At 32.8% G+C, this 25364-nt stretch carries 19 protein-coding genes and 1 pseudogene; 10 read left to right on the top strand and 10 right to left on the bottom strand.

What is annotated here, in order from left to right:
• Positions 1-45 precede the first annotated feature (45 nt).
• From KA926_RS09930 to ccpA, 3 genes are all read left to right on the top strand, one after another.
• Positions 46-1269, top strand: a complete 1224-nt coding sequence (locus KA926_RS09930; RefSeq protein ID WP_210144227.1) for a hypothetical protein — start codon at positions 46-48, stop codon at positions 1267-1269.
• Between the two features lie 774 nt (positions 1270-2043).
• Positions 2044-3135, top strand: a complete 1092-nt coding sequence (locus KA926_RS09935) for a bifunctional 3-deoxy-7-phosphoheptulonate synthase/chorismate mutase (protein ID WP_210144228.1) — start codon at positions 2044-2046, stop codon at positions 3133-3135.
• 301 nt (positions 3136-3436) lie between these two features.
• Positions 3437-4426 (top strand): catabolite control protein A, encoded by a 990-nt coding sequence (gene ccpA, locus KA926_RS09940; protein WP_019467758.1) that lies wholly within the window; start codon positions 3437-3439, stop codon positions 4424-4426.
• A gap of 197 nt (positions 4427-4623) precedes the next feature.
• Here ccpA and KA926_RS09945 read toward each other — a convergent pair whose 3' ends face one another.
• Both KA926_RS09945 and KA926_RS09950 read right to left on the bottom strand, forming a co-directional pair.
• The gene (locus tag KA926_RS09945) at positions 4624-5778 is read right to left on the bottom strand and encodes an acetoin utilization protein AcuC (RefSeq protein ID WP_210144229.1); all 1155 of its coding nucleotides are present in this window, start codon (positions 5776-5778) and stop codon (positions 4624-4626) included.
• Positions 5779-5795: 17 nt separating this feature from the next.
• The gene (locus KA926_RS09950) at positions 5796-6428 is read right to left on the bottom strand and encodes an N-acetyltransferase (RefSeq protein ID WP_210144230.1); all 633 of its coding nucleotides are present in this window, start codon (positions 6426-6428) and stop codon (positions 5796-5798) included.
• 181 nt (positions 6429-6609) lie between these two features.
• On the opposite strand from KA926_RS09950, the gene acsA reads away from it, so the two are divergent.
• Both acsA and KA926_RS09960 read left to right on the top strand, forming a co-directional pair.
• The gene (gene acsA, locus KA926_RS09955; protein ID WP_210144231.1) at positions 6610-8319 is read left to right on the top strand and encodes an acetate--CoA ligase; all 1710 of its coding nucleotides are present in this window, start codon (positions 6610-6612) and stop codon (positions 8317-8319) included.
• 303 nt (positions 8320-8622) lie between these two features.
• On the top strand, positions 8623-10290 hold the full coding sequence (locus KA926_RS09960; RefSeq protein ID WP_210144232.1) for a formate--tetrahydrofolate ligase: 1668 nt from the start codon (positions 8623-8625) through the stop codon (positions 10288-10290).
• A 208-nt stretch (positions 10291-10498) separates the two neighbouring features.
• On the opposite strand, the gene KA926_RS09965 is transcribed toward KA926_RS09960, so the two are convergent.
• Positions 10499-11410 (bottom strand): biosynthetic peptidoglycan transglycosylase, encoded by a 912-nt coding sequence (locus KA926_RS09965; protein ID WP_210144233.1) that lies wholly within the window; start codon positions 11408-11410, stop codon positions 10499-10501.
• Between the two features lie 398 nt (positions 11411-11808).
• Here KA926_RS09965 and tyrS point away from each other — a divergent pair, with 398 nt between their 5' ends.
• Positions 11809-13071, top strand: coding sequence for a tyrosine--tRNA ligase (tyrS, locus tag KA926_RS09970; RefSeq protein ID WP_210144234.1), 1263 nt, complete (start codon positions 11809-11811; stop codon positions 13069-13071).
• Positions 13072-13347: 276 nt separating this feature from the next.
• On the opposite strand, the gene KA926_RS09975 is transcribed toward tyrS, so the two are convergent.
• Complete coding sequence (locus tag KA926_RS09975; protein WP_210144235.1) at positions 13348-14634, bottom strand: S1C family serine protease; 1287 nt, start codon at positions 14632-14634, stop codon at positions 13348-13350.
• A 166-nt stretch (positions 14635-14800) separates the two neighbouring features.
• Between KA926_RS09975 and KA926_RS09980 the strand changes: the two genes are divergently transcribed.
• The 3 genes from KA926_RS09980 (at position 14801) to KA926_RS09990 (ending at position 18442) form a co-directional block, all read left to right on the top strand.
• A complete protein-coding gene (locus KA926_RS09980) occupies positions 14801-15421 on the top strand; it encodes a lysophospholipid acyltransferase family protein (protein WP_210144236.1) in 621 nt (206 codons plus the stop codon).
• Between the two features lie 164 nt (positions 15422-15585).
• Positions 15586-17082, top strand: coding sequence for an N-acetylglucosamine-specific PTS transporter subunit IIBC (nagE, locus tag KA926_RS09985; protein WP_210144237.1), 1497 nt, complete (start codon positions 15586-15588; stop codon positions 17080-17082).
• A gap of 238 nt (positions 17083-17320) precedes the next feature.
• Entirely contained in the window at positions 17321-18442 is a 1122-nt protein-coding gene (locus KA926_RS09990; protein ID WP_210144238.1) for an HAD family hydrolase, read from the top strand.
• 113 nt (positions 18443-18555) lie between these two features.
• Here the strand turns inward: KA926_RS09990 and KA926_RS09995 are convergent.
• The 4 genes and pseudogenes from KA926_RS09995 to KA926_RS10010 all read right to left on the bottom strand — a co-directional run.
• Positions 18556-18726, bottom strand: a pseudogene (locus tag KA926_RS09995) (IS5/IS1182 family transposase); the annotation flags it as partial.
• A 617-nt stretch (positions 18727-19343) separates the two neighbouring features.
• A complete protein-coding gene (serA, locus tag KA926_RS10000; protein WP_210144239.1) occupies positions 19344-20960 on the bottom strand; it encodes a phosphoglycerate dehydrogenase in 1617 nt (538 codons plus the stop codon).
• A complete protein-coding gene (locus tag KA926_RS10005) occupies positions 20953-22113 on the bottom strand; it encodes a pyridoxal-phosphate-dependent aminotransferase family protein (protein ID WP_210144240.1) in 1161 nt (386 codons plus the stop codon). The genes serA and KA926_RS10005 overlap by 8 nt, the downstream gene beginning before the upstream one ends.
• 164 nt (positions 22114-22277) lie before the next feature.
• Entirely contained in the window at positions 22278-22718 is a 441-nt protein-coding gene (locus KA926_RS10010; protein WP_210144241.1) for an SACOL1771 family peroxiredoxin, read from the bottom strand.
• 78 nt (positions 22719-22796) lie between these two features.
• Between KA926_RS10010 and KA926_RS10015 the strand changes: the two genes are divergently transcribed.
• Positions 22797-23540, top strand: a complete 744-nt coding sequence (locus tag KA926_RS10015; protein WP_210144242.1) for a glycerophosphodiester phosphodiesterase — start codon at positions 22797-22799, stop codon at positions 23538-23540.
• Positions 23541-23859: 319 nt separating this feature from the next.
• Here KA926_RS10015 and KA926_RS10020 read toward each other — a convergent pair whose 3' ends face one another.
• Positions 23860-24366 carry a GNAT family N-acetyltransferase gene (locus tag KA926_RS10020; protein ID WP_210144243.1) on the bottom strand — a complete coding sequence of 169 codons (507 nt, stop codon included), beginning with the start codon at positions 24364-24366 and terminating at the stop codon, positions 23860-23862.
• 253 nt (positions 24367-24619) lie between these two features.
• The gene (rpsD, locus tag KA926_RS10025; RefSeq protein ID WP_181187731.1) at positions 24620-25222 is read right to left on the bottom strand and encodes a 30S ribosomal protein S4; all 603 of its coding nucleotides are present in this window, start codon (positions 25220-25222) and stop codon (positions 24620-24622) included.
• Positions 25223-25364 lie beyond the last annotated feature (142 nt).

Below are 25364 nucleotides of genomic sequence, written 5' to 3' on the forward strand. Positions count from 1 at the left end.
GGTATAAACTTATTTAAGTGCATTTGTTATAGGAGGCATTCAATTATGAAGTACTATAATCGAGATGATTTCGAAAGAAATTTAGAAAGTTATGAAGTTCCAGAATATTTTACATCTGGCGCTAGAAATGTGTTTGTTTATGGATTTATAGTGGGTGCAGTGATAGGTTCGGCTGTAGGGTTGGTTTCTATTAGTAAATCACGTCAAAGTGATAAATCCGTTCCTAAAAATAATAAAGCATTCAAATCAAATGTAGTTAAAGAAACTGAAAATGATAAAGCAGAAGCAGAACGTCAAGTTGCGCACATAAAAGAAAAAGCAATTACAAACAATGAATTAGATGCACAAAAAGTTGCTATTCAACAAGAGACGGCTACACACAACTTATCTAATACGTCACTTCAAGCACAAGAAACATTAATTGAACAACAATCAAGTGCAGCATCAGATGATGGTTTAAGCAATATTGATGTACAAGCACAACCAACTGAAAGTGAAAAAAATGCTCAAAAAAATGCAATTAAGCAAGAGTCAGAAACACATCATTTATCTGATTCTACAGTTGCATCATCTTCTGACAAATCATCAAAAAATGGTACAGTATCGGCTACAAAATTAGCGAATGCTGCTGAAGAGAAAAATAAAGCTTTAAAAAATGACGCGACAGTTAAGGAAAACACAAATGCACTTGTAGCTGAAGAAAATGTAAAATCTAATTCTAAAAAGTCAGTTCCTAATTTAGTTACTAAAAGTACCGAAGCTGAATCAACAAATAGTTTAAAATCAGCAACAGTTGCAGGTAGTATTACTGCTGCAGGATTAGCATTAGCAGCGAGTCAAAAACGTGATGCAATGTCCAAAGATCCTAAAGTAGCTGAAAAGACAGTTGATTTATTAAAACCTGAAACGCTAACAGCCAAAGGTAATCAAAAGGTACCTAATTTAGTTACAAAGAAATTAGATAATGCAGTAGAAAATAATAATAAAGTAGAAAATTCTGCAGATAAACATGGTCAAGCTTCAAATAATAATGCACCTCAAGCTGCAGAGCAACGTGTTAAGCAAACACATAAAAGTGTGTCTTTTAAAGATGGTATGATTGTTCATGATAATGCTGAACAAGGTATAAGTAAGCCATCTTCTAGTGATAACAATACTGTTTCAGCTAATTCTGACCAAGAAGTGCCAACATATACAAAAAACAGATTACAAAACAAGAAGTCTGAAAAAGCGAAAAGTAAAATAGATAAAAGAACATTTAACGACTAAAAGTTGTTATCTGAATTTGGAATAAATTCTATAATCAAATGGAGTTTGTGGCATAAATCTTCATTCTCAAAGTAAGAGGGCCAATCCTTAATATGGATTGGTCCTCTTTATATTTAAAATGTTACGATTTTGATCGTACATGCTTGCCTGGGGATATGGCTCGAGCCTGTAGTCTCTCGCTCATATCATTTCCCCGGGCGTCAGCACGATGCAAAATCTCTATGAGTGATGTATTTTAATACAATAGAAAAAAGCTTCGAATTATTTAACTTATACAACTAATAGCAAGTCATATTTTTAATTAATCAAAAGATATAACTTAATATGAATTCACATGATGGATGAGTCCATTTTATATAAAATCTTACGATTTTAATCGTGCATGCTTGCCTGGGGATATGGTTCGAGCCTGTAGTCTCTCACTCATATCATTTCCCCGAGCGTCAGCACATTACAAAATCGTACAATTTATATTTTGTTATTCAAAAAATAAGCTATTTTGCATAATTTAATAAATAGCACTAAACTAAATCTACTTGCATGCAATGTAACGAGTCGTTGAAATTAAATCATATTTTATGTAATAGTGTAAAAATACGACTAGCAAATAACAGAAAATTCAGTTATCATTAAACGTATTCACTTTAAAAGTGATTTTTTACGTTTGAGACTTGAACTTATATGTAGTTATTGTTAGAATTACGTTTAACAAATATTTTATCGCTTTAAAGCAGAATAAAATATCGCTGTAAAATTTTCATAGAGGTGAATAAAATGACAGACAAATTACAAGAATACAGAGATGAAATTGTTGGAATTAATGAACAAATATTAGACCTTTTATCTAAAAGAGGGAAGATCGCACAAAAAATAGGTGAAGAAAAACGCAAGCAGGGTACAATGGTTTATGACCCTCAACGTGAAAAAGAAATGATTAACCAACTTTTAGATAAAAATGAAGGTCCGTTTAATGATAATGTGATTAAACAACTATTTAAAGAAATTTTTAAAGCCTCTACTGACTTGCAAAAATCAGAGAATGAAAAACACTTATATGTATCTAGAAAATTGAAACCAGAAGATACGATTGTTCAATTTGATAATGGAGGCATTATTGGTGATGGTAATAAATCATTTGTTTTTGGTCCATGTTCAGTTGAGTCACAAGAACAAGTAGATGCAGTTGCTGCAAATTTACAAGCTAAAGGTGAAAAATTCATTAGAGGTGGTGCATTTAAACCTCGTACATCACCTTATGATTTCCAAGGCTTAGGTGAAGAAGGACTAAAAATACTTAAAAATACAAAAGACAAATATGGTTTAAATGTTGTAAGTGAAATTGTAAATCCAGCAGATTTTGAAATTGCTGATCAATATTTAGATGTCTTCCAAATTGGTGCACGTAATATGCAAAATTTCGAATTATTAAAAGAAGCAGGGCGTTCTAATAAACCAGTATTATTAAAACGTGGATTGGCCGCTACAATTGAAGAATTTATTTTTGCAGCTGAATATATTGCGTCGCAAGGTAATGAAAATATAATTTTATGTGAACGTGGTATACGTACATATGAAAAAGCTACTAGAAATACATTAGACATTTCCGCAGTGCCGATTTTAAAACAGGGTACACATTTACCAGTTTTAGTAGATGTTACACATAGTACTGGACGTAAAGATATCATGTTACCGACTGCAAAAGCAGGTTTGGCTGTTGGTGCTGATGGCTTCATGGCAGAAGTTCACCCGGATCCATCCGTTGCATTAAGTGATAGTGGTCAACAAATGGATTTAAATGAATTTGAAAAATTCTACAATGAATTAAAACCATTAGCTGATATGTATAACAACAAACAATTAAAATAATGTATATGATATTATGATTTTATAACCTCTATTTTGCATCTTAATTATTTAGGTGCTTATAGGGGTTTTTTATATTTCTTTATAATAACTATTTATACGAATAATAAATAGTGCTTTTAAAATTTATTGTTAATGAAATAAAAAATATACTCAAATAAGATTTGATAAATTATTATGAAATTGACATAATTATGACATTCAAAACAAAATGATTTTACATTTACGAAAAATATGGTAAACTTTGAAAATGTTATGAAAACAGAGTATAATGATAAAGAAATCGCTTTCAAGGAGGAAGTTTATGACTGTAACAATTTATGATGTAGCTAGAGAAGCTAGAGTATCTATGGCTACTGTTTCGCGTGTCGTAAATGGTAACCAAAATGTAAAACCAGAAACCCGAGACAAAGTGAACGAAGTAATAAAAAAATTGAGTTATCGTCCTAACGCAGTAGCAAGAGGATTAGCGAGTAAACGTACGACGACTGTTGGGGTAATTATCCCAGATATTTCAAATGTGTATTATTCACAACTCGCACGTGGTTTAGAAGACATTGCTACGATGTATAAGTATCACTCAATCATCTCTAATTCTGATAATGATCCAAGCAAAGAGAAAGAAATTTTTAATAATTTATTAAGCAAACAAGTAGATGGCATTATCTTTTTAGGTGGTACCATATCAGAAGAAATTAAAGAATTGATTAATAAATCATCTGTACCAGTAGTTGTGTCAGGTACGAATGGTAAAGATGAAGGGATTTCATCTGTTAATATTGATTTCCAAACTGCTGCAAAAGAAATAACTGCACACCTAATCGAAAAAGGGGCAAAACGTTTTGCTTTTGTAGGTGGAGATTATTCCAAGAAGGCACAAGATGATGTGTTAGAAGGATTAAAAGAAGTTCTATCAGAAAATCAATTAACTTTAGACGAACAATTAATCTTCAATGGTAATGAAACATATAAAGATGGTTTACGTGCATTTGGTGCATTAAAATCTACTAAACCAGATGCTATTTTATCAATTAGTGATGAACAAGCAATTGGTTTAGTTCATGCAGCACAAGATGAGGGTGTAACTGTTCCGGATGATTTACAAATCGTTAGTTTTAATAACACTCGATTAGTAGAAATGGTTAGACCACAATTATCAAGTGTAATTCAGCCATTGTATGATATTGGTGCAGTGGGAATGAGATTATTAACCAAATATATGAACGAAGAAGAAATTGATGAACCTAATGTGATTTTACCGCATAGAATTGAATACAGAGGTACAACAAAATAAATTTAATAAAACACAGATGTTATGACCAAAATCCATGTTTAAAATGATTTTGCTGTACTAGTTTAGCAAGAATACACTGGTTTTAAGTTTTACCTGAGCTGAAATTCATGCATAAGCCCCACTAATCTCAATGAGCTGAGTAGTGGGGCTTTATCACGCTTTGTGTTTTTTATGTAGTAAAACTATAAAAATTAGGGTTATTCAAACCAGCTTAATACTTGAGTTGCATGCTTCATGTTGATCTCTGTAATTTCTTTACGTCTGGGTATCAATTGATAATCTAATTTTTGGTCTTTCCAAGTCTTTGGTAATTCACAAGTAGCATAAGGTGTCCACTTAGCAACCCATTTTTCAGGTAATTCACCTTGTTGTTGTTGTTCACCAATTAATGCTAAAAAAACATGCGACCATGCACGAGGTACAACTTTCCAAATATTGTAACCACCGCCACCAAACATAATCACTTTTCCATCAGTATATTTATCTGCTAAAGCTTTAATTTTATAGGGGATTTCATAAAGTGCATTTAGTGTACAACTCATATGTGTGAGTGGATCTAAATAATGAATATCTACACCATGCACACTCACAATGATATCAGGTTTGAAAGAGGCAACAACAGGTTCTAATGTTTCATTTAAGACCTCGAGATAAGACTCATCTTCTGTGTACGGTTCAAGTGGTATATTGACGGTATAACCGAAGCCTTGTTCATTGCCGCGTTCAGTATAGTTTCCCGACCCAGGGAATAAAAATTTACCTGTTTCATGTATAGAATAAATTAATGCATCGTTGTTAGTATAAAAACTCCATTGTGTTCCATCACCATGATGTGCATCTGTATCTATACACATTACTCGTAAACCATAATGCTTGATAAGGTAAGCAATGGTAATTGCCACATCATTGTATATGCAGAACCCATTGGCACGACCTGGCAAACTATGATGTAATCCACCACCTAAATGGCAACCATTGGTGAATGTACCGTCCATAATTTTATCAGCCAAATTAAGGGCACCACCCACAATGCGTGCACTGTGTTTATGCATCATTCTAAATTGCAGTGTATCGCTTCCATCTAAGCCATATTTCTTGGCTTCATTGTCATTTAAAATGCCATGTGATGCACGTCTAATAGATTGTATATAATCATAGCTATGAATCAAATTTAATTCGTCATCTGTTGCAATCCTTGGTTTAACAATGTTTTCAGGTTTTAAATAACCTAAATCATTTAATAGTTCAGTTGTCAGTTTCAATCTCATTTGATTGAAAGGATGTTGATTACTAAAACGATATTGTAAGATTTCGTTTGAATAAACAAAACCGGTTTTTTGGGTATTGCTCATATTGATTTAACTCCCCTTTAAAAGAAAAAGCGATTCTTGTATCTTAAATCATCGAATGACTGTAACTGATCAATGGAAATGCGTGCACCTATTCTTGCCATTAAACAATTAGCTGGATGGCTAGTAATTTCAGGATCATCTGTAGCAAAAATTTCTAGGCCCCCATAACCCATTAATTTTTGCATTAGTTTTTTATACGCGTAAACATCCAGACCTGCATTTTTTAAATCCCAATGCCAATAATACTCAGTGGTTAATACGATATAATCTTCATATTCATCAGCAGTCAAACTTAAACGAATGAGTTTACTGCCTAAATGTAAATGTCGATAAGGTAAACTGATTTCTATGGCACCCAGTTCTATTAAGTACTCAAGGTTACCATCCGACCAACGTTCTAATGGATCAGGATAATGATAGGTGACATAACCAATAATATGTTTATGATCTCGTATCACAAAAATTCTACCTTCTGCTAATTCACTAATTTCTTTTATAGCTATAAATTGATCGTCGGGTTGTCGAAAAGCAGAAAGTCCATCATCAAAAGTCATAAGTTCAAGATTTTCTCTAGAAACAGGACCTTCTATAATAAATGAACCTTCGTCCAAATGAAATGTTTGAAATTGATACGTTTTTACATGTTCCATTTTTTCACTCCAAACGACTGTATATGAATATCATATTCATCCTTTAATACTTTTAGTATAAGGGATTTTAGAGAAAATTAACACGATAATGTATCCGTTTACACAAATTATTTTGAAAATTGCGAATTTGTTAGTTATAATATGCATTAAGCATTCGATTTCATTAAGAGGGGGATTTAGAATGAAAGTAGAAGTATATAAAGGGGAAGAAGGAAATTTTAACCTTCAAAATTATGAGAAACAATACAACAACTTTGATTGGAAAGAGGTCGAAAAAGCATTTTCATGGTATGACACTGGTAAAGTGAATATGGCGCATGAATGTATCGATCGTCATGTGGATGAAGGTAAAGGAGAAAAAGTTGCACTTCATTATAAAGATGATCAGCGACAAGAAAGTTATACTTTCAGTGAAATGAAATCAAAATCGAATAAAGCTGCAAATGTTTTAAAGGATAAGGCAAATGTTGAAAAAGGTGATCGTGTATTTATTTTCATGCCACGAACACCTGAACTTTATTTTGCATTATTTGGTATTTTGAAAATAGGTGCAATTGTCGGTCCATTATTTGAAGCATTTATGGAAAAAGCTGTTGGAGATAGACTAGAAAATAGTGAGGCAAAAGTAATTGTTACTACTAATAGCTTATTGCCAAGAATACCTGTAGATAAGTTACCAAATTTAGAAACAATCATTGTAGTTGATAATGATGTAGATCATGCATATGTAGATTTCAATAGTGAATTTGAACAAGCAAGTGATCAATTTGATACGGAATGGTTAGATTTAGATGATGGTTTGATTTTACATTATACATCAGGATCAACTGGTCAACCTAAAGGTGTATTACATGCGCAAAAATCAATGTTGGTACATTATATTTCAGGTAAATATGTACTTGATTTTAAAGATGATGATGTGTATTGGTGTACAGCAGATCCAGGATGGGTCACTGGTACATCGTATGGTATATTTAGTCCTTGGTTAAATGGCATTACGAATTGTATTGCGGGAGGTAGATTTTCTCCTGAAGCATGGTATGGCATGATAGAAGAATTTAAAGTGACTATCTGGTATACAGCACCAACAGCGTTAAGAATGTTAATGAGTGCTGGTGACGATATCGTTGAAAAATATGACTTGTCATCATTGAAGAGCATTTTATCTGTCGGTGAACCTTTAAACCCAGAAGTCATTAAATGGGCAAAAGATGTATTTGGATTGCGTGTATTAGACACTTGGTGGATGACTGAAACAGGTGGTCATATGATTGTAAATTATCCTTCGATGGATGTGAAATTAGGCTCAATGGGTAAACCTTTACCAGGCATTGAGGCATCAATCGTAGATGACCAAGGTAATGAATTGCCCCCTAATCGCATGGGTAATTTAGCAATTAAAAAAGGTTGGCCATCCATGATGATTTCCATTTGGAATAATCCTGAAAAATATGAATCGTATTTTATCGGCGACTGGTATGTTTCTGGAGATTCTGCTTATAAAGATGAAGATGGATATTTCTGGTTCCAAGGTCGTGTTGATGATGTAATCATGACAGCAGGAGAACGCGTAGGTCCATTTGAAGTAGAATCAAAATTAGTGGAACATGAGGCAGTTGCTGAAGCAGGAGTTATTGGTAAACCTGATCCTGTACGTGGTGAAATTATCAAAGCATTTGTTGCCCTACGTCCTGAATTCGAAGAAAGTGATGAGTTGAAAGAAGAAATTCGTAAATTTGTTAAAGAAGGATTAGCTGCACATGCTGCACCACGCGAAATAGAATTTAAAGAAAAATTACCTAAAACACGTTCAGGTAAAATTATGCGTCGTGTATTAAAAGCATGGGAACTTGACTTGCCAGAAGGGGACTTAAGTACGATGGAAGATTAATTAAATACAAAGTATTTTACGATTATTCAGTAAGCAAAACTGGCTAAAAACACTCCTTTATTGATAAGTTTTAACACTGCTTAAAATTTTGAAATAAAGGAGTTTTTAGTGTAATAAAACAATATAAGTAGGAATATATATCATATCTTTACAAAAGACGCTTATTATTTTGAAAGCGTTATCTCTATTAATCGACAACACAACATTATTTAGTTATTATGAATGTGTAAGGAATTTTGACTCACTGATTGAAATTTGATTTTTAAAAGTGATTAAAATTTATATAAGAAGGGGCGAATTAATTTGGCACATTTATCAGACTTAGATATTGCTAATCAATCAACATTACAACCAATTGGAGATATTGCTGAAAAAGTGGGTATTCCTGCAGATGCTTTAGAACCATATGGACACTATAAGGCTAAGATAGATATCAACCAAGTTAAACAAAAAGAGAACAAAGGGAAAGTTGTGTTGGTAACAGCAATGAGCCCAACACCAGCTGGTGAAGGGAAATCAACAGTTACAGTGGGATTGTCAGACGCATTTAACCAATTGAAGCAAAGTGTCATGGTTGCTTTACGTGAACCTGCTTTAGGACCAACATTTGGTATTAAAGGTGGAGCGACAGGTGGTGGTTATGCTCAAGTGTTACCAATGGAAGATATTAACTTGCATTTTAATGGTGACTTTCATGCGATTACTACAGCGAACAATGCTTTATCAGCATTTATTGATAATCACATTCATCAAGGAAATGACTTAGGTATAGATCAAAGAAGAATTGAGTGGAAACGCGTTTTAGACATGAATGATCGTGCCCTAAGAAATGTGATTGTAGGATTAGGTGGCCCAACACAAGGTGTACCTCGCGAAGATGGCTTCAATATTACAGTGGCTTCAGAAATTATGGCGATTTTATGTTTAGCTAACGATATTCAAGATTTGAAATCTAAAATCAGTAAAATTACAGTAGGTTATACAAGAGAACGTAAACCAGTCACTGTTGCGGATTTAAAAGTTGAAGGTGCTTTAGCGATGATACTTAAAGACGCAATCAAACCGAATTTAGTACAAACGATAGAAGGAACACCTGCATTAGTACATGGTGGTCCATTTGCAAATATTGCACATGGTTGTAACTCAATTCTTGCTACACAAACTGCTAGAGAATTAGCTGATATTGTCGTAACAGAAGCAGGATTTGGCTCAGATTTAGGTGCTGAGAAATTTATTGATATCAAAGCGCGTGAAGCGGGATTTGAACCATCAGCAGTTGTAGTAGTAGCTACAATTCGGGCGATTAAAATGCATGGTGGCGTTGCAAAAGACAACCTTAAAGAAGAAAACGTTGATGCATTAAAAGCAGGAATTGTAAACTTAGAACGCCATGTAAATAATGTGAAAAAATATGGATTAGAACCAGTGATTGCATTAAATGCATTTATACATGATACAGATGCAGAAACTAAATTTGTTCAAGAATGGGCAAAAGAAAATGGTGTTCGACTAGCTTTAACAGAAGTTTGGGAAAAAGGCGGTAAAGGCGGTATCGATTTAGCTAACGAAGTGTTAGAAGTAATCGAACAACCACAAGATTTCAAACATTTATATGAACTAGAACAGCCATTAGAAGATAAAATTGAAACAATCGTAAAAGAAATTTACGGCGGTAGCAAAGTAACATTTAGTAGTAAAGCTCAAAAACAATTAAAACAATTTAAGGAAAATGGTTGGGACCATTACCCTGTATGTATGGCCAAAACACAATATTCATTTTCAGATGATGCTACATTGTTAGGTGCACCTGAAGGTTTTGAAATTACAATCCGTGAATTAGAAGCTAAAACAGGTGCTGGATTTATTGTAGCACTGACTGGTGCAATAATGACAATGCCTGGATTACCTAAACAACCCGCTGCATTAAAAATGGATGTTACAGATGATGGACATGCAGTAGGTTTATTCTAAATAATTGTACAAAAAAGGGTCTTTGATATAACCTCCTTTTTAATACAAACATAAATTTCTATCGAATCATATAAAAACTAATCTTAATTAGTGAGACTAAAATAAAAACACTTTCGTTGAGTTCATTTAAAATGAATAATACGAAAGTGTTTTTCTATGCATAGACTAGCTAACTAAATAAAATTTAAAAACATGTATATGATTAATTTTATTTAGTCATTAAATGAGCTTTAATATCATAATTTTCTGCACGTCTATAATCATAAAGGGTAATTTCATCTTCTACTAACATGCGTTTTAACACATAATGTTGTCTATTTAAACTGACTTGAATTTGATCTCTAGATTTAAGAGAGCCATCTTCATTATAGGGTGTGTAATAGTATGGGCTTTGTAATAACCCAACTAAATAAGCAGATTCAGCAATATTCAAATCCTCAGAAGGTTTGCCAAAAATACTATAAGCAGCTGAACCAATGCCAGAAATATTTGTGCCTTTATAATCACGACCAAAGGGAACAATATTTAAGTATGTATATAAAATTTCGTCTTTAGTCAGTATTTTTTCTGCGCGCATTGAGAGTACTAGTTCATTTGCTTTTCGGTTATATGTTTTTTTATTGGTTAAAACTTGGTTTTTAACAAGTTGTTGTGTAATTGTACTACCACCAGTAGCATCACTTGAATTAAATATATCCTGTCCAATTGCTCTTAAAACTGCTTTAGGTAATATACCATTATGACGAAAGAACAAACTGTCTTCTGAAGCTGTTAATGCTTTAATCACATTGCTATCAACATGTTTTGGACCAACAATAAGTGTATTAATAGAATTGTTATATTCTGATAAAATATTGTCACTTTTATAATCAATATCTTCATTACCAGACACAATTAATAATTTATGTTTTAATTCATTATCTGACATATGTGTTGCTTCTTTTGTTAAATTTTGAAAATAAAGCACAGTTATTGCTAGTAAAATAAGCAAAGTACAGCCAAATATGAAAAACAAACCTACGAAAAAGTGTTTGATTTTTTTATAAATAAATTCAAACTGTTCCAGTCTGGTAAGTTGTTTATTTTTACGAATGTCTGTATCAAACGTTTGTTTTTCCATTGTGGTCCTCCTTAGCTAAACAGTATTATAACATAAGATAGACTGTTGACTTTTAAAATAGAATTAAATATAATAAGTATCAATTCGATATCGTTTTTGGATAGAGGAGAAGTAATATATTGTATCATCTTCAGAGAGTTAGTGGTCGCTGTGAACTAACGTTGATCTTTATATGAATACACCTTTATAATACAATTATCCAAACGTTTTAGTTAATGAACGTATCATTAATAAAGTTGTTTGACTTAAAGTATGGTGGTACCGTGCACTTGCGCCCTTACATAAATATGTAAGGGCGCTTTTTTGCATTTTCTAATATTATTTTTCTTGAATGATGGAAGTGATGCAAATAAAGCCTATTCAAAACTTTATCAATATTTAATTAGGAGGTTGATATCATGACAAATGCATTAATTGAAGAATTAAAATGGAGAGGCTTAATTTATCAACAAACGGATGAAACAGGTATTGAAAATTTATTAAATAAAGAACAAGTTACGTTATACTGTGGTGCCGATCCAACTGCAGATAGTTTACACATTGGTCATTTATTACCATTCCTAACTTTACGTCGCTTTCAAGAACATGGTCATCGACCGCTTGTGTTAATTGGTGGCGGTACTGGAATGATAGGCGACCCATCTGGTAAATCAGAAGAAAGAAAGTTACAAACTGAAGAACAAGTTGAAATCAATGTACAAGGTATTAGTAAACAAATGCATAAAATTTTTGAGTTTGACACAAATAAAGGTGCAAAACTAGTTAATAATAAAGATTGGCTTGGACAAATATCATTAATTGAATTTTTACGAGATTATGGTAAACATGTCGGTGTAAATTACATGTTGGGCAAGGATTCTATTCAAACGCGTTTAGAACATGGCATTTCGTTTACTGAATTTACTTACACAATTTTACAAGCAATTGATTTTGGACACCTTAATCAATCATACAATTGTAAAATTCAAGTAGGCGGTTCAGACCAATGGGGCAATATCACTAGTGGTATTGAACTCATGCGTCGTATGTATGGGGAAAATGAAGCATTTGGTCTGACTATACCGTTAGTAGTTAAATCTGATGGTAAAAAATTTGGTAAAACAGAAGGTGGAGCAGTATGGTTAGATGCTGACAAAACAAGCCCTTATGAATTCTACCAATTTTGGATTAATTCAACGGATGAAGATGTTATTAAATTTTTAAAATACTTCACATTTTTAAGTAAAGCAGAAATAAATGATTTAGAAAAATCATTGCAAGAAGCACCACATTTACGAGAAGCACAAAAAGCATTAGCTGAAAATGTTACTAGATTTATTCATGGCCAAGATGCATTAGATGATGCAATTAGAATTTCACAAGCTTTATTTTCAGGTGATTTGAAATCACTTTCAGCTAAAGAATTAAAAGAAGGATTTAAAGATGTACCGCAAGTTGACTTAAACCACACGACTTCGAACCTTGTTGAAGCCATCATTGAAACTGGCATATCTTCATCTAAGAGACAAGCACGTGAAGATATAAATAATGGTGCGATTTATATAAATGGTGAAAGACAACAAGATGTAAATTATGAATTGTCAGACGATGATAAAATCGATAATGCATTTACAATTGTACGTAGAGGTAAGAAAAAATACTTTATGATAAATTATAAATAAGATTATACTTAATCGTAAGATTTGAAATATAAAAGGTGAGTGGAACTGAATTCTAATTTTATTAAAATGATTTCGTCGTCCCACTACTAGTAGCGAAGACTACAATTTAAAAAAGTAGAGCTAAAGCTCATGCATAAGTCCCACTACTCAATAAATTGAGTAGTGGGACTTTATCATCTACTGACAAAATAAAGGAGTCTGGGACANNTGTCCCAGACTCCTTTATTTTAAGATTAAGTTTTGTGTCCTGTTTTCTTAACATATTACCACATTTTATTAATTAAAAGGGACGGCTTCCTCTTTGGATGAGTCTGTGGTATTAGACTTTTGTTCTGTTAATTTTACATCAACACTTTGTGTTTTACCTTTTCTTTCAATTGTTAAATTAACATTATCTCCTGGTTTTTTATGTTCATATAAATAAGAGCGAAGTTCTGTATCTTCTTTGACTTTTTCATCATCAATTTTTGTAATAATATCGCCTTCTTTTAATCCACTGTCAGCATATACTTTTGCTACATATATACCTTGTTTTTTATCTGTATTTAATTGTTTTTTATACTCATCTGGTATTTCACTTAAATTTAGTAAACCAATACCGATAGAAGGGCGATCGATTTTTCCGTTTTTAACGAGTTCCTTAATTGTAACTTTCACTTCGTTACTAGGTATTGCGAAACCAATACCTTCAACTTGTTCATTCGCTATTTTCATAGAATTTATACCTACTAAATTCCCATTTAAATCTACTAACGCACCACCAGAGTTACCAGGGTTAATGGCTGCATCTGTTTGTAGTACATTTACTTTGTTCGCACCTGCTGATGTTTGTGTATCAATTGTACGTTCACTTGCTGAAATGATACCTGATGTTACAGAATTTGCGAATTCTAAACCAAGTGGGTTGCCCATTGCAAATACACTATCACCTGTTTTAACTTTAGAGGAGTTGGCAAAGTCTATCGCTTTTGTACCTTTGGTATCATCAATTTTTAATACAGCAATATCAGTAAGTGCATCTTTACCTATTAATTTGGCATCTACTTGTTTAGAATTATGTAATTGTACTTTAATTTCGCTTGCGCCATCAATTACGTGATTATTCGTAACAATATATGCTGATCCATTATTCTTTTGATAAATCACACCAGAACCCACGCCAGCTTCTTCAGATTTAGCAGATTTCCCTTTAAGCAAATCATCTAAATTTTGGGCTTTTTGCATATTGATGACACCGACAATTGCAGGTGATACATCTGTAATCATTTGATTGACAGAATCATATTTATCATTTTTACCATCTAATGAATTACCAGCATTACTATTATTATTCGCTTCTTTGACGGTTGAACCATTATCATTTAAAACAGTATTCTCCATCAATTTACCAATACCTAAGACAATGAGTGCACCTATGATACCAGCTATTAGTGCAACAAGAACAGTTTTAAACCAAGGGAATTTTGGTTTTGTTCGTTTACTAAATGTCGTCTGAGTGTTATTTGATGTTTGCGCGTCAGGTTGTTTATTATTTATATTTTGATCGTTGTTAAATTCTGACATATTATACCTCCGATTTATTCTATAAAACCTATTATGAAAGGTTTGTCCAACTTTTTCTAGTATATCACTATACAACTTTAGACTGAAATATAAATTATCTTGTTCATTAATGCACTAAATGATAGAATCAATAGGGTAATATAAGGTAAAAAAAGTAGGTGGAAAAATGTATAGAATTGTTAGCGGTATATTAAATTTTATTTTACGTAAAATATGTAAATCATTAGAAGTACAAGGAAAAGAAAACATCCCTCAATTACATAGATACGTCGTCACTTGTACCCACGAAAGTTATAATGAAGTCATTATGCTAGGTATGGCTATTTATCCAAACCAAATTCATTATATGGCCAAAAAAGAGTTGTTTAATAATAAATGGTTTGGTGGATTTTTAAGTTCACTTAATGCTTTTCCAGTTGATAGAGAAAACCCTGGACCAAGCACGTTGAAAAAGCCAATTAAATTATTAAAAGAAAATAAAACAGTCGGTATTTTTCCAACTGGACATCGTATGAAATATGATGAAGGCTCACCGATGAAACGTGGCGCAGTTACAATCGCTATGATGGCTCAAGCACCCATTTTACCAGCGGCATATATTGGTCCCAAAAAAATTCTAGGTTTAATCACAGGCAAAGCAATTATTAAATTTGGTGAACCCATCGAAACAAAAAACTTGCCTAAAGATATGAAACGAAATGAAAAATTAGAATATTTAACAAAAGAATTGGAAAAAAGAACAATTCAATTACAAAATGAATTAAATACGTATGCAGCACATAAATAGTTAATTTTACTCATTTTGAATCTTATTTTATATACGAAATTTATATAACTTGTGTTATTATGGAATTGTACAATGACAACAAGTATAACGCTTTCATTCACCACGTGGACATTTTGTACATGTGGTGATTTTTTTGGTAATTTATTGGGAAATGGGGAATGATTATGTATAGTTTCTTTCAACGTTTGGGAAGATCGCTCATGTTGCCAGTTGCAGTGTTACCAGCAGCTGCTATTATCGTTGGTATTGGTAATGCATTAAAAGCACTTGGTATATTGCCAACCATAGCTACGTTCTTTTCTACAGCAGGCTCAACGATTCTAGACCAACTAGGAATATTATTTGCAATTGGGGTCGCTTTAGGTATGGCGAAAAAAAATGACGGTGCAGTGGCGCTTGCTGCAGCTGTTGGTTTCTTCTTAACAACCGTCGTGCTTAGTCCTGAAAAATTAGCACCATTATTGGGTGTAAAAGAAACAGGAGTAAATGAAGCGTTCGAACAAATGAATAATCAAAACGTCTTAATCGGTTTGATTATTGGTTTAGTTGCTGCATATACGTATAACAGATTTAGTAAAACAGAGTTGCCAACAGCGTTATCGTTCTTTAGTGGTAAACGTTTGGTACCTATTTTAACTGCATTCTTTAGTATATTTATAGCAGTTATTATGTTATTTGTTTGGCCGGTTGTGTACTCAGCAATTGTTACATTTGGAACATGGATATTGGATTTAGGACCTGGTGGCGCATTTTTATATGGCTTTTTCAACCGTTTGTTAATACCTACCGGGTTGCACCATGCATTGAATACAGTGTTCTGGTTTGATTTAGCAGGTATTAATGATATCGCTAAATTCCAAACAGGTGATGGTGCCGTTAAAGGTATTACAGGACGCTATATGGCTGGTTTCTTCCCAGTAATGATGTTTGGAATTCCAGCAGCAGCACTAGCGATGTATCATACTGCTGAGACAAAACAGAAAAAAAGAGTTTATGGCTTAATGTTTGGTGGAGCTATTTCAGCATTTTTCGTTGGCGTTACTGAGCCAGTCGAATTTTCATTTATGTTTGTAGCACCAATACTATTTGTCATTCATGCACTACTAACTGGTTTATCTCTGTTTATTGCAGCGCTATTCCACTGGACAGCAGGGTTCTCATTTAGTGCAGGATTAATTGACTTTTTACTATCTCTGATTAATCCAGTAGCAAATCATCCACTGATGTTAATGGTCCAAGGTGTAGTGTTCTTTGTTATTTATTATGTTGTATTTAGATTAGCAATAAAATGGTTGAAACTTAATACACCTGGTCGTGGTGATAACTTACTACCTGATCCGACATCTGAAGAAGCTACAACAGGTGACACTGCAGATTCAGCTGAGTCTGAAGGAGAGTTACAGACAAATAAGTATTCAAAAACGGCTAGTCAAATTTTAGAAGGTCTTGGTGGCAAAGAGAATATTACTTCTTTAACAAACTGTGCTACACGTTTACGTATGGAACTCAATGATAATAGCATTATTGATGAAACTAAGATTAAAGGTGCTGGTGCAGTAGGTGTTACAACAAGTGGTAAGCACAACACCCAAGTTATCATTGGTACGCAAGTACAACAAGTAGCAGACGAAATGGAAGCACAATTAGAAGATCATAATTAGCTAGCATCCTTTGAAAGATTTATTATAAAGATATAGCAATTCATAAAATCACGTTTGGAAATAATCGATAAGTACATGCTATCGTTTCATTTTCAAGCGTGATTTTATTTTCAAATTAATTCTATGAAATTAATAATATTTTTCTATATATATCTTTTGGAAATACATTGCTCTTTTCACATGTAAATAGTACGATATACTAGTATCAGAATTTTCTGATTAAAGGAGAGGAACTAAGATGAAGTCGGTATTATTTGATGTTGATGGTGTGTTTTTAAGTGAAGAAAGGTGCTTTGATGTATCTGCATTAACTGTTTATGAACTGTTAATGAGTAAAGATTATATTGGTATTGACCCGTCTATAGATTTTCATGAACTGGATGATGAGCAAATTTCTGAAATAAGAGATATTGTCTTCTTTCATGATGAAATTTTAACAAATTTAAAATCTTTAGGTTTGAATTCAAACTGGGATATGTTATTTATCGTTATTGCATTACATTACATTGATTTATGCAAATCACTTTCTCAAGAGGAATTATCTATTGCATTGAATAGTGAAAGCTTTAGTGAACAAACACTACAATTTCTCGGTGATCATATTTCAAATATTGAGCTTAATTTTGACTTACCACTTTCATTTTTAGATGGTTTAAGTTCTGGTAAAGAAAATATATATCAAGCGTTAATTGAACATGCAAAAGTACAGTTAAATACAGAAGGTGCTGAATTATTTGAGTTGAAAAGTCCATTCTGGACGCTAGCACAAGAAATTTATCAGGAATGGTATTTAGGTTACCAATTGTATAATGAAGTAGAACAGAAACAACAACGCACTGACTTTAAAAAGGGTTATATATATCAAGAGGTAGTGCTTAGACCTGTTAGTGAAATCAAGCAATTGTTAGAAGATTTGAAAGAGGCTGGTTACCAAATTGCTATTGCAACAGGTCGACCACGAACTGAGACAATTGTTCCATTTGAGACATTAGGCATTAAATCTTTGTTTGATGATTTACATATTGTAACAGCTAGTGACGTATTGAATGCAGAAGAGCATTTTCCTGAATTAAAGCCGCTAGGGAAACCAAACCCGTTTAGTTATTTAGCAACGCTTGATGGTAATATTTTGGAACATTATAAAAAATATGCAACAAATCAAGAAAATCGTGTAAATTCAGATGAAGTATTTATTGTTGGTGATTCATTAGCTGATTTATTAAGTGCGAAAAAGATAGGCGCAACTTTTATCGGTCCTTTAACAGGTTTGAAAGGCCAAAATGCACGTGAGGAATTAGAAAGTTATGATGCTGAATATATCGTTAATCATGTAGGTGAAATTCGAGATATTTTATTATAATACAAACGTTGACGATTGAGGAGTATAAGAAATATTAATGTATATAAGCACGTCTTGATAAAGATGATTACGATTAATGAGTTACAGGATTTACTTGTACTAAAGCGCATATATAAACATTTTGGATGATATGAGTAGCACCACGATGATGTTTGAATGTATCGATTACAATTTCAGAGATTGTTTCAACGATTTCATTCACATGTCGTGACATATCATTTGAGGGAATAAGAACTGAAGTTTCCATTGGTAGAGTGTTGAGTCATGTTGTAATCTTTATACATAAGGCACTTCGTTAATTTAGTTTAGTGGGATTTATTAAATTATACGAAAGGCCTTATTTTTTTGAATAACAAAATATAAATTGTACTGATTTTGTAATGTGCTGACGCCCGGGGAAATGATATGAGCGAGAGACTACAATCTCGAGCCATATTCCTAGGCAAGCATGCACAGTCAAAATCGTAATATTTTAAATATAAGAGGACCAATCCATCATGTGTATTCATATTAAGTTATATCTTTTGGTTAATTAAAAATATGACTTTCTATTAGTTGTATAAGTTAAATAATACGAAGCTTTTTCTATTGTATTAAAGCACATCACTTATAGAAATTTTGCATCGTGCTGACGCCTGGGGAAATGATATGAGCGAGAGACTATAGGCTCGAGCCATATCCCTAGGCAAGCATGCACGATCAAAATCGTAATATTTTAAATATAAATAGGACCAATCCATATTAAGGATTGGTCCTATTATTTTGAGAATGGGTATTTATGTCCTAGACTCTTAAATAATATTTAACATGAATAGGGCTGTTAATAATAGTTTGAAATAAAAGTATTTTGATTAAAAAACTGAAAGGACAATCATTTTGTTGTCCTTTCAGCTTATTATTGTTAAATATTATAATTTTCATTTACTGCAACATCTAATTCTACACTTCTTATTAGATTAAATCCTTCAATTTCATATAAAGCATCGATGACATCTTGTGTTACAGGATGATCAATCGATAAAATCATCAACGCATTACCACCTTGGTTTGTGCGCCCTAAATGCATAGAAGCGATGTTGATATTGTATTCACCTAATATTTGACCTGTACGTCCTACAATACCTGGTCTATCGTTATGATTGATAACCAATTGATGTTTTTCAGGTTTGAAATCAACAGGGTATTCATTAATACGTACGATTCTTGGGCCATAGCCATTTAGTACAGTTGCACCAATTTTAATTTGTGTGTCTTTATTAATTAAAGTTAATTCAATATAATTACTAAATCCACGATGTTTGGTATCTTTTTCTATATTATATGATACACCTTGCTCATTTAGTAACACTAAGGCATTTATTAAATTGACACGTTCCGCTAAATCTTGGCGTAATACACCTGATACAAGAGTTCTAGTAAGTAAACTTGTATCATCCAGTGCGATATCCCCTTTATATTTAATTTGTAACTCACGAGGGGCTTTTTCCAATAATTGAATACCTACTTCACCAGTTAATTTACTTAATTCAATATATGGCTTTAATTCATCATTAATTTCATTGAAGGACATTTTTGGTGCGTTAATCGCATTAACGACATTACCGTGTTCAAATATATCTATGATTTCATTGGCAACAGAGACTGCAACTTTTTCTTGTGCTTCAACAGTAGATGCACCTAAGTGTGGTGTGACGATTATTTTATCATGCGCAACAAGTGGTGATTCAGTTGCAGGTTCGCTTTCAAATACATCAATTGCAGCACCTTGAATTTGATTTGTATCTAATGCTTCGACAAGTGCATCTTCATCAATGATACCTCCGCGCGCAACATTGATAATTTGAAGGGTCGGTTTTGCTTTTTCAAAAAATGCTTTATCTACAATACCTCTTGTTTTTGGTGTTAATGGGGTATGCACTGTTACAAAATCTGCTTGTTCAGCAATTTCATCAACTGTAGCACGTGTCACATTAAGTTCTTTAGCTTTGTCTTCTGATAGATAAGGATCAAAAGCAAGTATATTCATACCAAAGCTTTGTGCACGTTTTGCTACACCTATTCCAATTCTTCCAGCACCAATGACACCTAACGTTTTGTTATAAAGTTCAGTTCCTCTATATGCTTTACGATCCCATTTTCCATTTTTCAATGATTGGTGGGCTTGAGGGACGTTACGTGCCATGGATAAAATCATTGCCATCGAATGTTCAGTAGCTGAAATTGTATTCCCATCAGGTGCATTAATAACGATAACACCATGTTTAGTAGCAGCTTCTACATCAATATTATCCACACCAACGCCTGCACGTGCGATGACTTTTAAGTTTGGTGCAGCAGCAATGATATTAGAAGTGACTTGGGTTTGGCTTCGTACAATTAGACCCTCATAGTTAGGAATGATTTCAGCTAATTCTGTTTCATTCAAATCAGTTTGAATGTCGACATTAAAATCGCTATGATCTGTTAAATTTTTTAAACCATCTGGTGAAATTGGATCTGAAACTAAAATTTTATACATATGCTTTTACGACCTCCATATATTGTGTGATAGCTTTACCAACATAAGATTCATTTCTAAATTCTGACAATAGTATTTCTAACGCTGATACAACTTGTAAAATATCAAAAGGCGATACTTGACCCATATGGCCAATACGTAATATTTGGCCTTTTAAATGACCCTGGCCACCAGCAATCGTAATGGCAAATCTATTTTTTAATTCATTTTTAATATAGTTTAGTTCATCTTTAGATTTTGGAATAAACGCTGTGACGGTAGGAGATGCATAAGCATCTTGGACCAATAACTCTAAATCTAATGCTTTCAAAGCTTGTCTTAGTCCATCTCTTATTGCATAGTGTCTATCTATTACTTGATCTAATCCTTCATCATTGACTAGTTCGGCATATGCGTTTACACCTCTAAATAAAGAAACATTAGGTGTGAAAGGTGTTGAATGCTCAGACAATGATTTTAAATATTTATTTAAATCTAAATAAAATCTAGGCGTTATTACTTCGTTAAATCGTTCTTTTGCACGATTATTATAAGCTACAAATCCAAGACCAGGTGGAAGCATAATTGCCTTTTGACTACCTGAAACAAGGACATCGATATAATCTCGATCTAAATCTACATCAACAGCTCCAATACAACTGACACCGTCAACCACAAAATAAATCGATGAATCAAAGTCGCTTAATGCTTTACCTAGTTCATGTACAGGATGTAATACAGCTGTAGAAGTCTCACAATATTGGCTAAAGACTGCTGTGATATCAGTGTTTAAAGATTTTAAAAAGTCGATAAAATCAGGAACATTAACTGCTTGACCCCATTCAACTTCGAATATATGTACATTATCGTAATAAGTCTCTGCAATTTGTTTAAATCTATTGCCAAATGCACCAGAAACAATAATAACAATGTCATCATCTGGGTTTGCTATATTCAGCATACTCGCTTCAAGTACGCTTGTACCACTTGAAGTAAGTATCATAACCTCATTTTTAGAACCAAAGATTGGTTTAAGTGATTTAAAAGCTTGTTCTGCGATTGCTTCAAAATCACTTGATCGATGTCCGACCATCGGTAATTGTGTAGCGTGTAATATATGTTCTGGTACAGGTGTAGGTCCTGGTGTAAGTAACAAAGGATGATAATATTTCATGTGTAATTCCCCCAATGCTTATGATTGTCAAGTTTAGCAAATTTTCAGAAAATATAAAAGTGTAAAAATTTAAAATTATTAAATATATTCAAATTTCAAATAATATGTAAGGGTATACATTGTTATTATAATCATATTCCGTCATACATAAAATGATTGCAAAATTATTTTAATATTGGTTCTATTTTGACGTCGACATTGCCTCTTATAGAATTTGAAATCATGCAATTATTGTCTGCAATCTTTAGTAACTTTGGTAGTTTCTTTTTTAATTGTTCTTTCTGTGTTGTATCCACTTTTATTTCTGGATAATGTGTAATCGTGTCCATTTTAAATTTGGCATTTTCGAATATAGCTAATCCAATTGTTGATTGTTGGATATCTATCTGCGTAAAACCTGAGCGTTCTAATACAGCTGCAAGGGAAATGATATAACAAGATGATGCTGCCGAAACTAGTAACTCATCAGGATTCGTACCAGTTCCATTTCCGCCTAAACCTGCTGGGATAGATATTTGTTCATCTAAAATATCACCAGATAGTTTACCGACTGATTCCCGTCCATCTGCCCATTTTGTAATTACTTTAAATTGATGTTGGACCATTGCTTTGACCTCCAATGTTTTTATGATAACTTAAGTTTAGATGATTCTACTTTATATTGAAAGGGGAGGGCACTTTTTATGACATTTGAATTCGAAGATCATCACATAATGTTAGTTGCGCATCGTGGCTTGGCAATGGATTATCCAGAAAATACTATCATTGCAATTCAAGCTGCCCTTCAAAGCAATGCAGATATATTAGAGATAGATTTACATAAAACGCGGGATGGTCAGTTAGTTGTGTTACATGATGATTCTATTGACAGAACATCCGATGGTAGTGGGAAGGTTAAAGAACAAACACTTAATGATTTAAGAAGATTTGATTATGGTATAAATAGTAATCCAAGATATAAAAAACAAACATTACCGACATTAGATGAAGTATTAACATTAATCAAAGCATCACCCAAGTTATTATTAATAGAAATGAAGCAACCTAAAAACTATCCTGGCATTGAAAATGATTTAATTGATAAATTAAAGCAATATGAGCTAGATAAAAATCAGGTGATCATTCAATCATTTGATCAAAATTTTATAAAACAACTATATCCGAAACATTATGGTTATCGACTAGGTGTTTTACTTAGCAAAAAACGATATTGGTATAAAATGCCATCTTTTAAAAAAATAGCTGAATATGCTGACTATGTTAATCCACACTACTCATTAGTGACTGAAGCGTTTATGAAGAAGGCACATGACTATGGATTGAAAGTAATACCTTATACTGTTAATGAAAAAAGGCAGGCAATAAAACTGATACGTATTGGTGTAGATGGTCTTATTTCGGACAAACCACATCGTTTATTTTGTTAAATCAAAGATTTGTTTTAAATAAAAGTTTGTGATGCCACTTTATCTGTTCTGTTAATGCATAAATTTAAATTGGAATATAGTATCAAAATTGACATGGTATAGCCATCGAAGTAACTTTTTTAACATGCAGTCTGACAAGGGAAGATAACTTAGATTTCAGGATTAGTTAAGCTAAAGCTCATGAATAAATCCCACTAACTCAATAAATTGAGAAGTGGGACTTATTCATGTTAGTTTAGAGAATATTTTCTATAATTTTGTTGCTTAAATGTAGTTTATATTTACATTACAAAAGTAAGTTTCATTTACAGTTATATGTTTATTTTTGTTGATTAATCCAAGCATCTCTTAAAAGTCCCATTACATGACAATCATTATATTTTCCTCGTGTATAGAAATGCTCTTGTAGGGTACCTTCAATTTTAAAGTTTTGTTTTTGGTATATATGTACAGCTTTTTCGTTCGTAACGTCTACAAATAAATATATTTTATGAAGGTTTAACACTAAAAAGGCATAATCTATAGCCATTTTAAATGCTTGAGAGGCATATCCTTTGCCACCATATCCCTCATCCACGATAATTTGTATTTCGCAATTGCTATGTATAAAATCAATTTCTACTAATTCAACGACTCCGATACGTTCAGAATCATTTTCAATAATAAATCTTCTTTCAGATTCATCTAATAGATGTTTTTTGTAGAGTGATTGTAATTCACTTAGAGACTGATAGGGTTCCTCAAACCAATAAGACATAATGGAATATTCATTATTTAAATGATGTACAAAGTCTAAATCTGTTTCTTCTAAAGCTCTGATTTTCAATGATAACACTCCTTTTTACTAAATATAAACAAAGTGAAGTAAAAAGTAAAATTGAAAGGGCGTGCAGAGGGGATGTTATATCTTTCTTAAACATTGAGTAAATGCAATGGCAAACAGGAAGAAGGCTTTTAACATAGCAAAATTTATTATGCATTAGCTCTGAAATGATAGCATAATGGTTCATTGCATATAAATTAGCATGGAGAAATAAAAAAACACCGACAAAATTGTCGGTGTTTGAGTATGAAACTTATTATCTTGAGTAGTACTCAACGATAAGTTGTTCATTGATTTCAGCTGGTAATTCACTACGTTCAGGAATGCGAATGAATTTACCTTTTAAGTTGTCTGCATCAAATTCTAAGTAATCAGGTACAAAGTTGTTGATTTCAACAGATTCAGCAATGATATCTAATTTAGCTGATTTTTCACGTACTGAAATTTCTTGACCAGGTTTAAGTGTGTATGACGGAATGTCAACACGTTTACCATCAACTTCGATATGACCGTGGTTAACGATTTGACGTGCTTGACGACGTGTACGAGCTAAACCTAATGAATATACAACTGCATCTAAACGTGCAGCAAGTAATTGCATGAAGTTTTCACCGTGTACACCATGTTGGTTACCAGCGATTTCGAATGTGTTACGGAATTGTCTTTCAGTCATGCCATATAAATAACGTAATTTTTGTTTCTCACGTAATTGTAAACCATACTCTGACATTTTTTTACGTTGGTTAGGACCATGTTGTCCTGGTGCGTATGGACGTTTTTCTAATTCTTTACCTGTGCCACTTAAAGAAATACCTAAGCGACGAGATTTTTTCCAGTTTGAACCTCTGAATCGAGCCATAAATTGACTCCTCCTTTTTCTCTTTTATTGTTATGAAAAAACAAAAAAGAGTGTTGTATGCTTAATTGGATATATTGTTTTATGTGTCCTCGCCTCATAGCTACGGTTACACGGCACGCCCACTTTGGGAACAACATAGCGC

Origin of the sequence: Staphylococcus sp. GDY8P94P, assembly GCF_017892255.1 — a bacterium.
Taxonomy (GTDB): domain Bacteria; phylum Bacillota; class Bacilli; order Staphylococcales; family Staphylococcaceae; genus Staphylococcus; species Staphylococcus cohnii.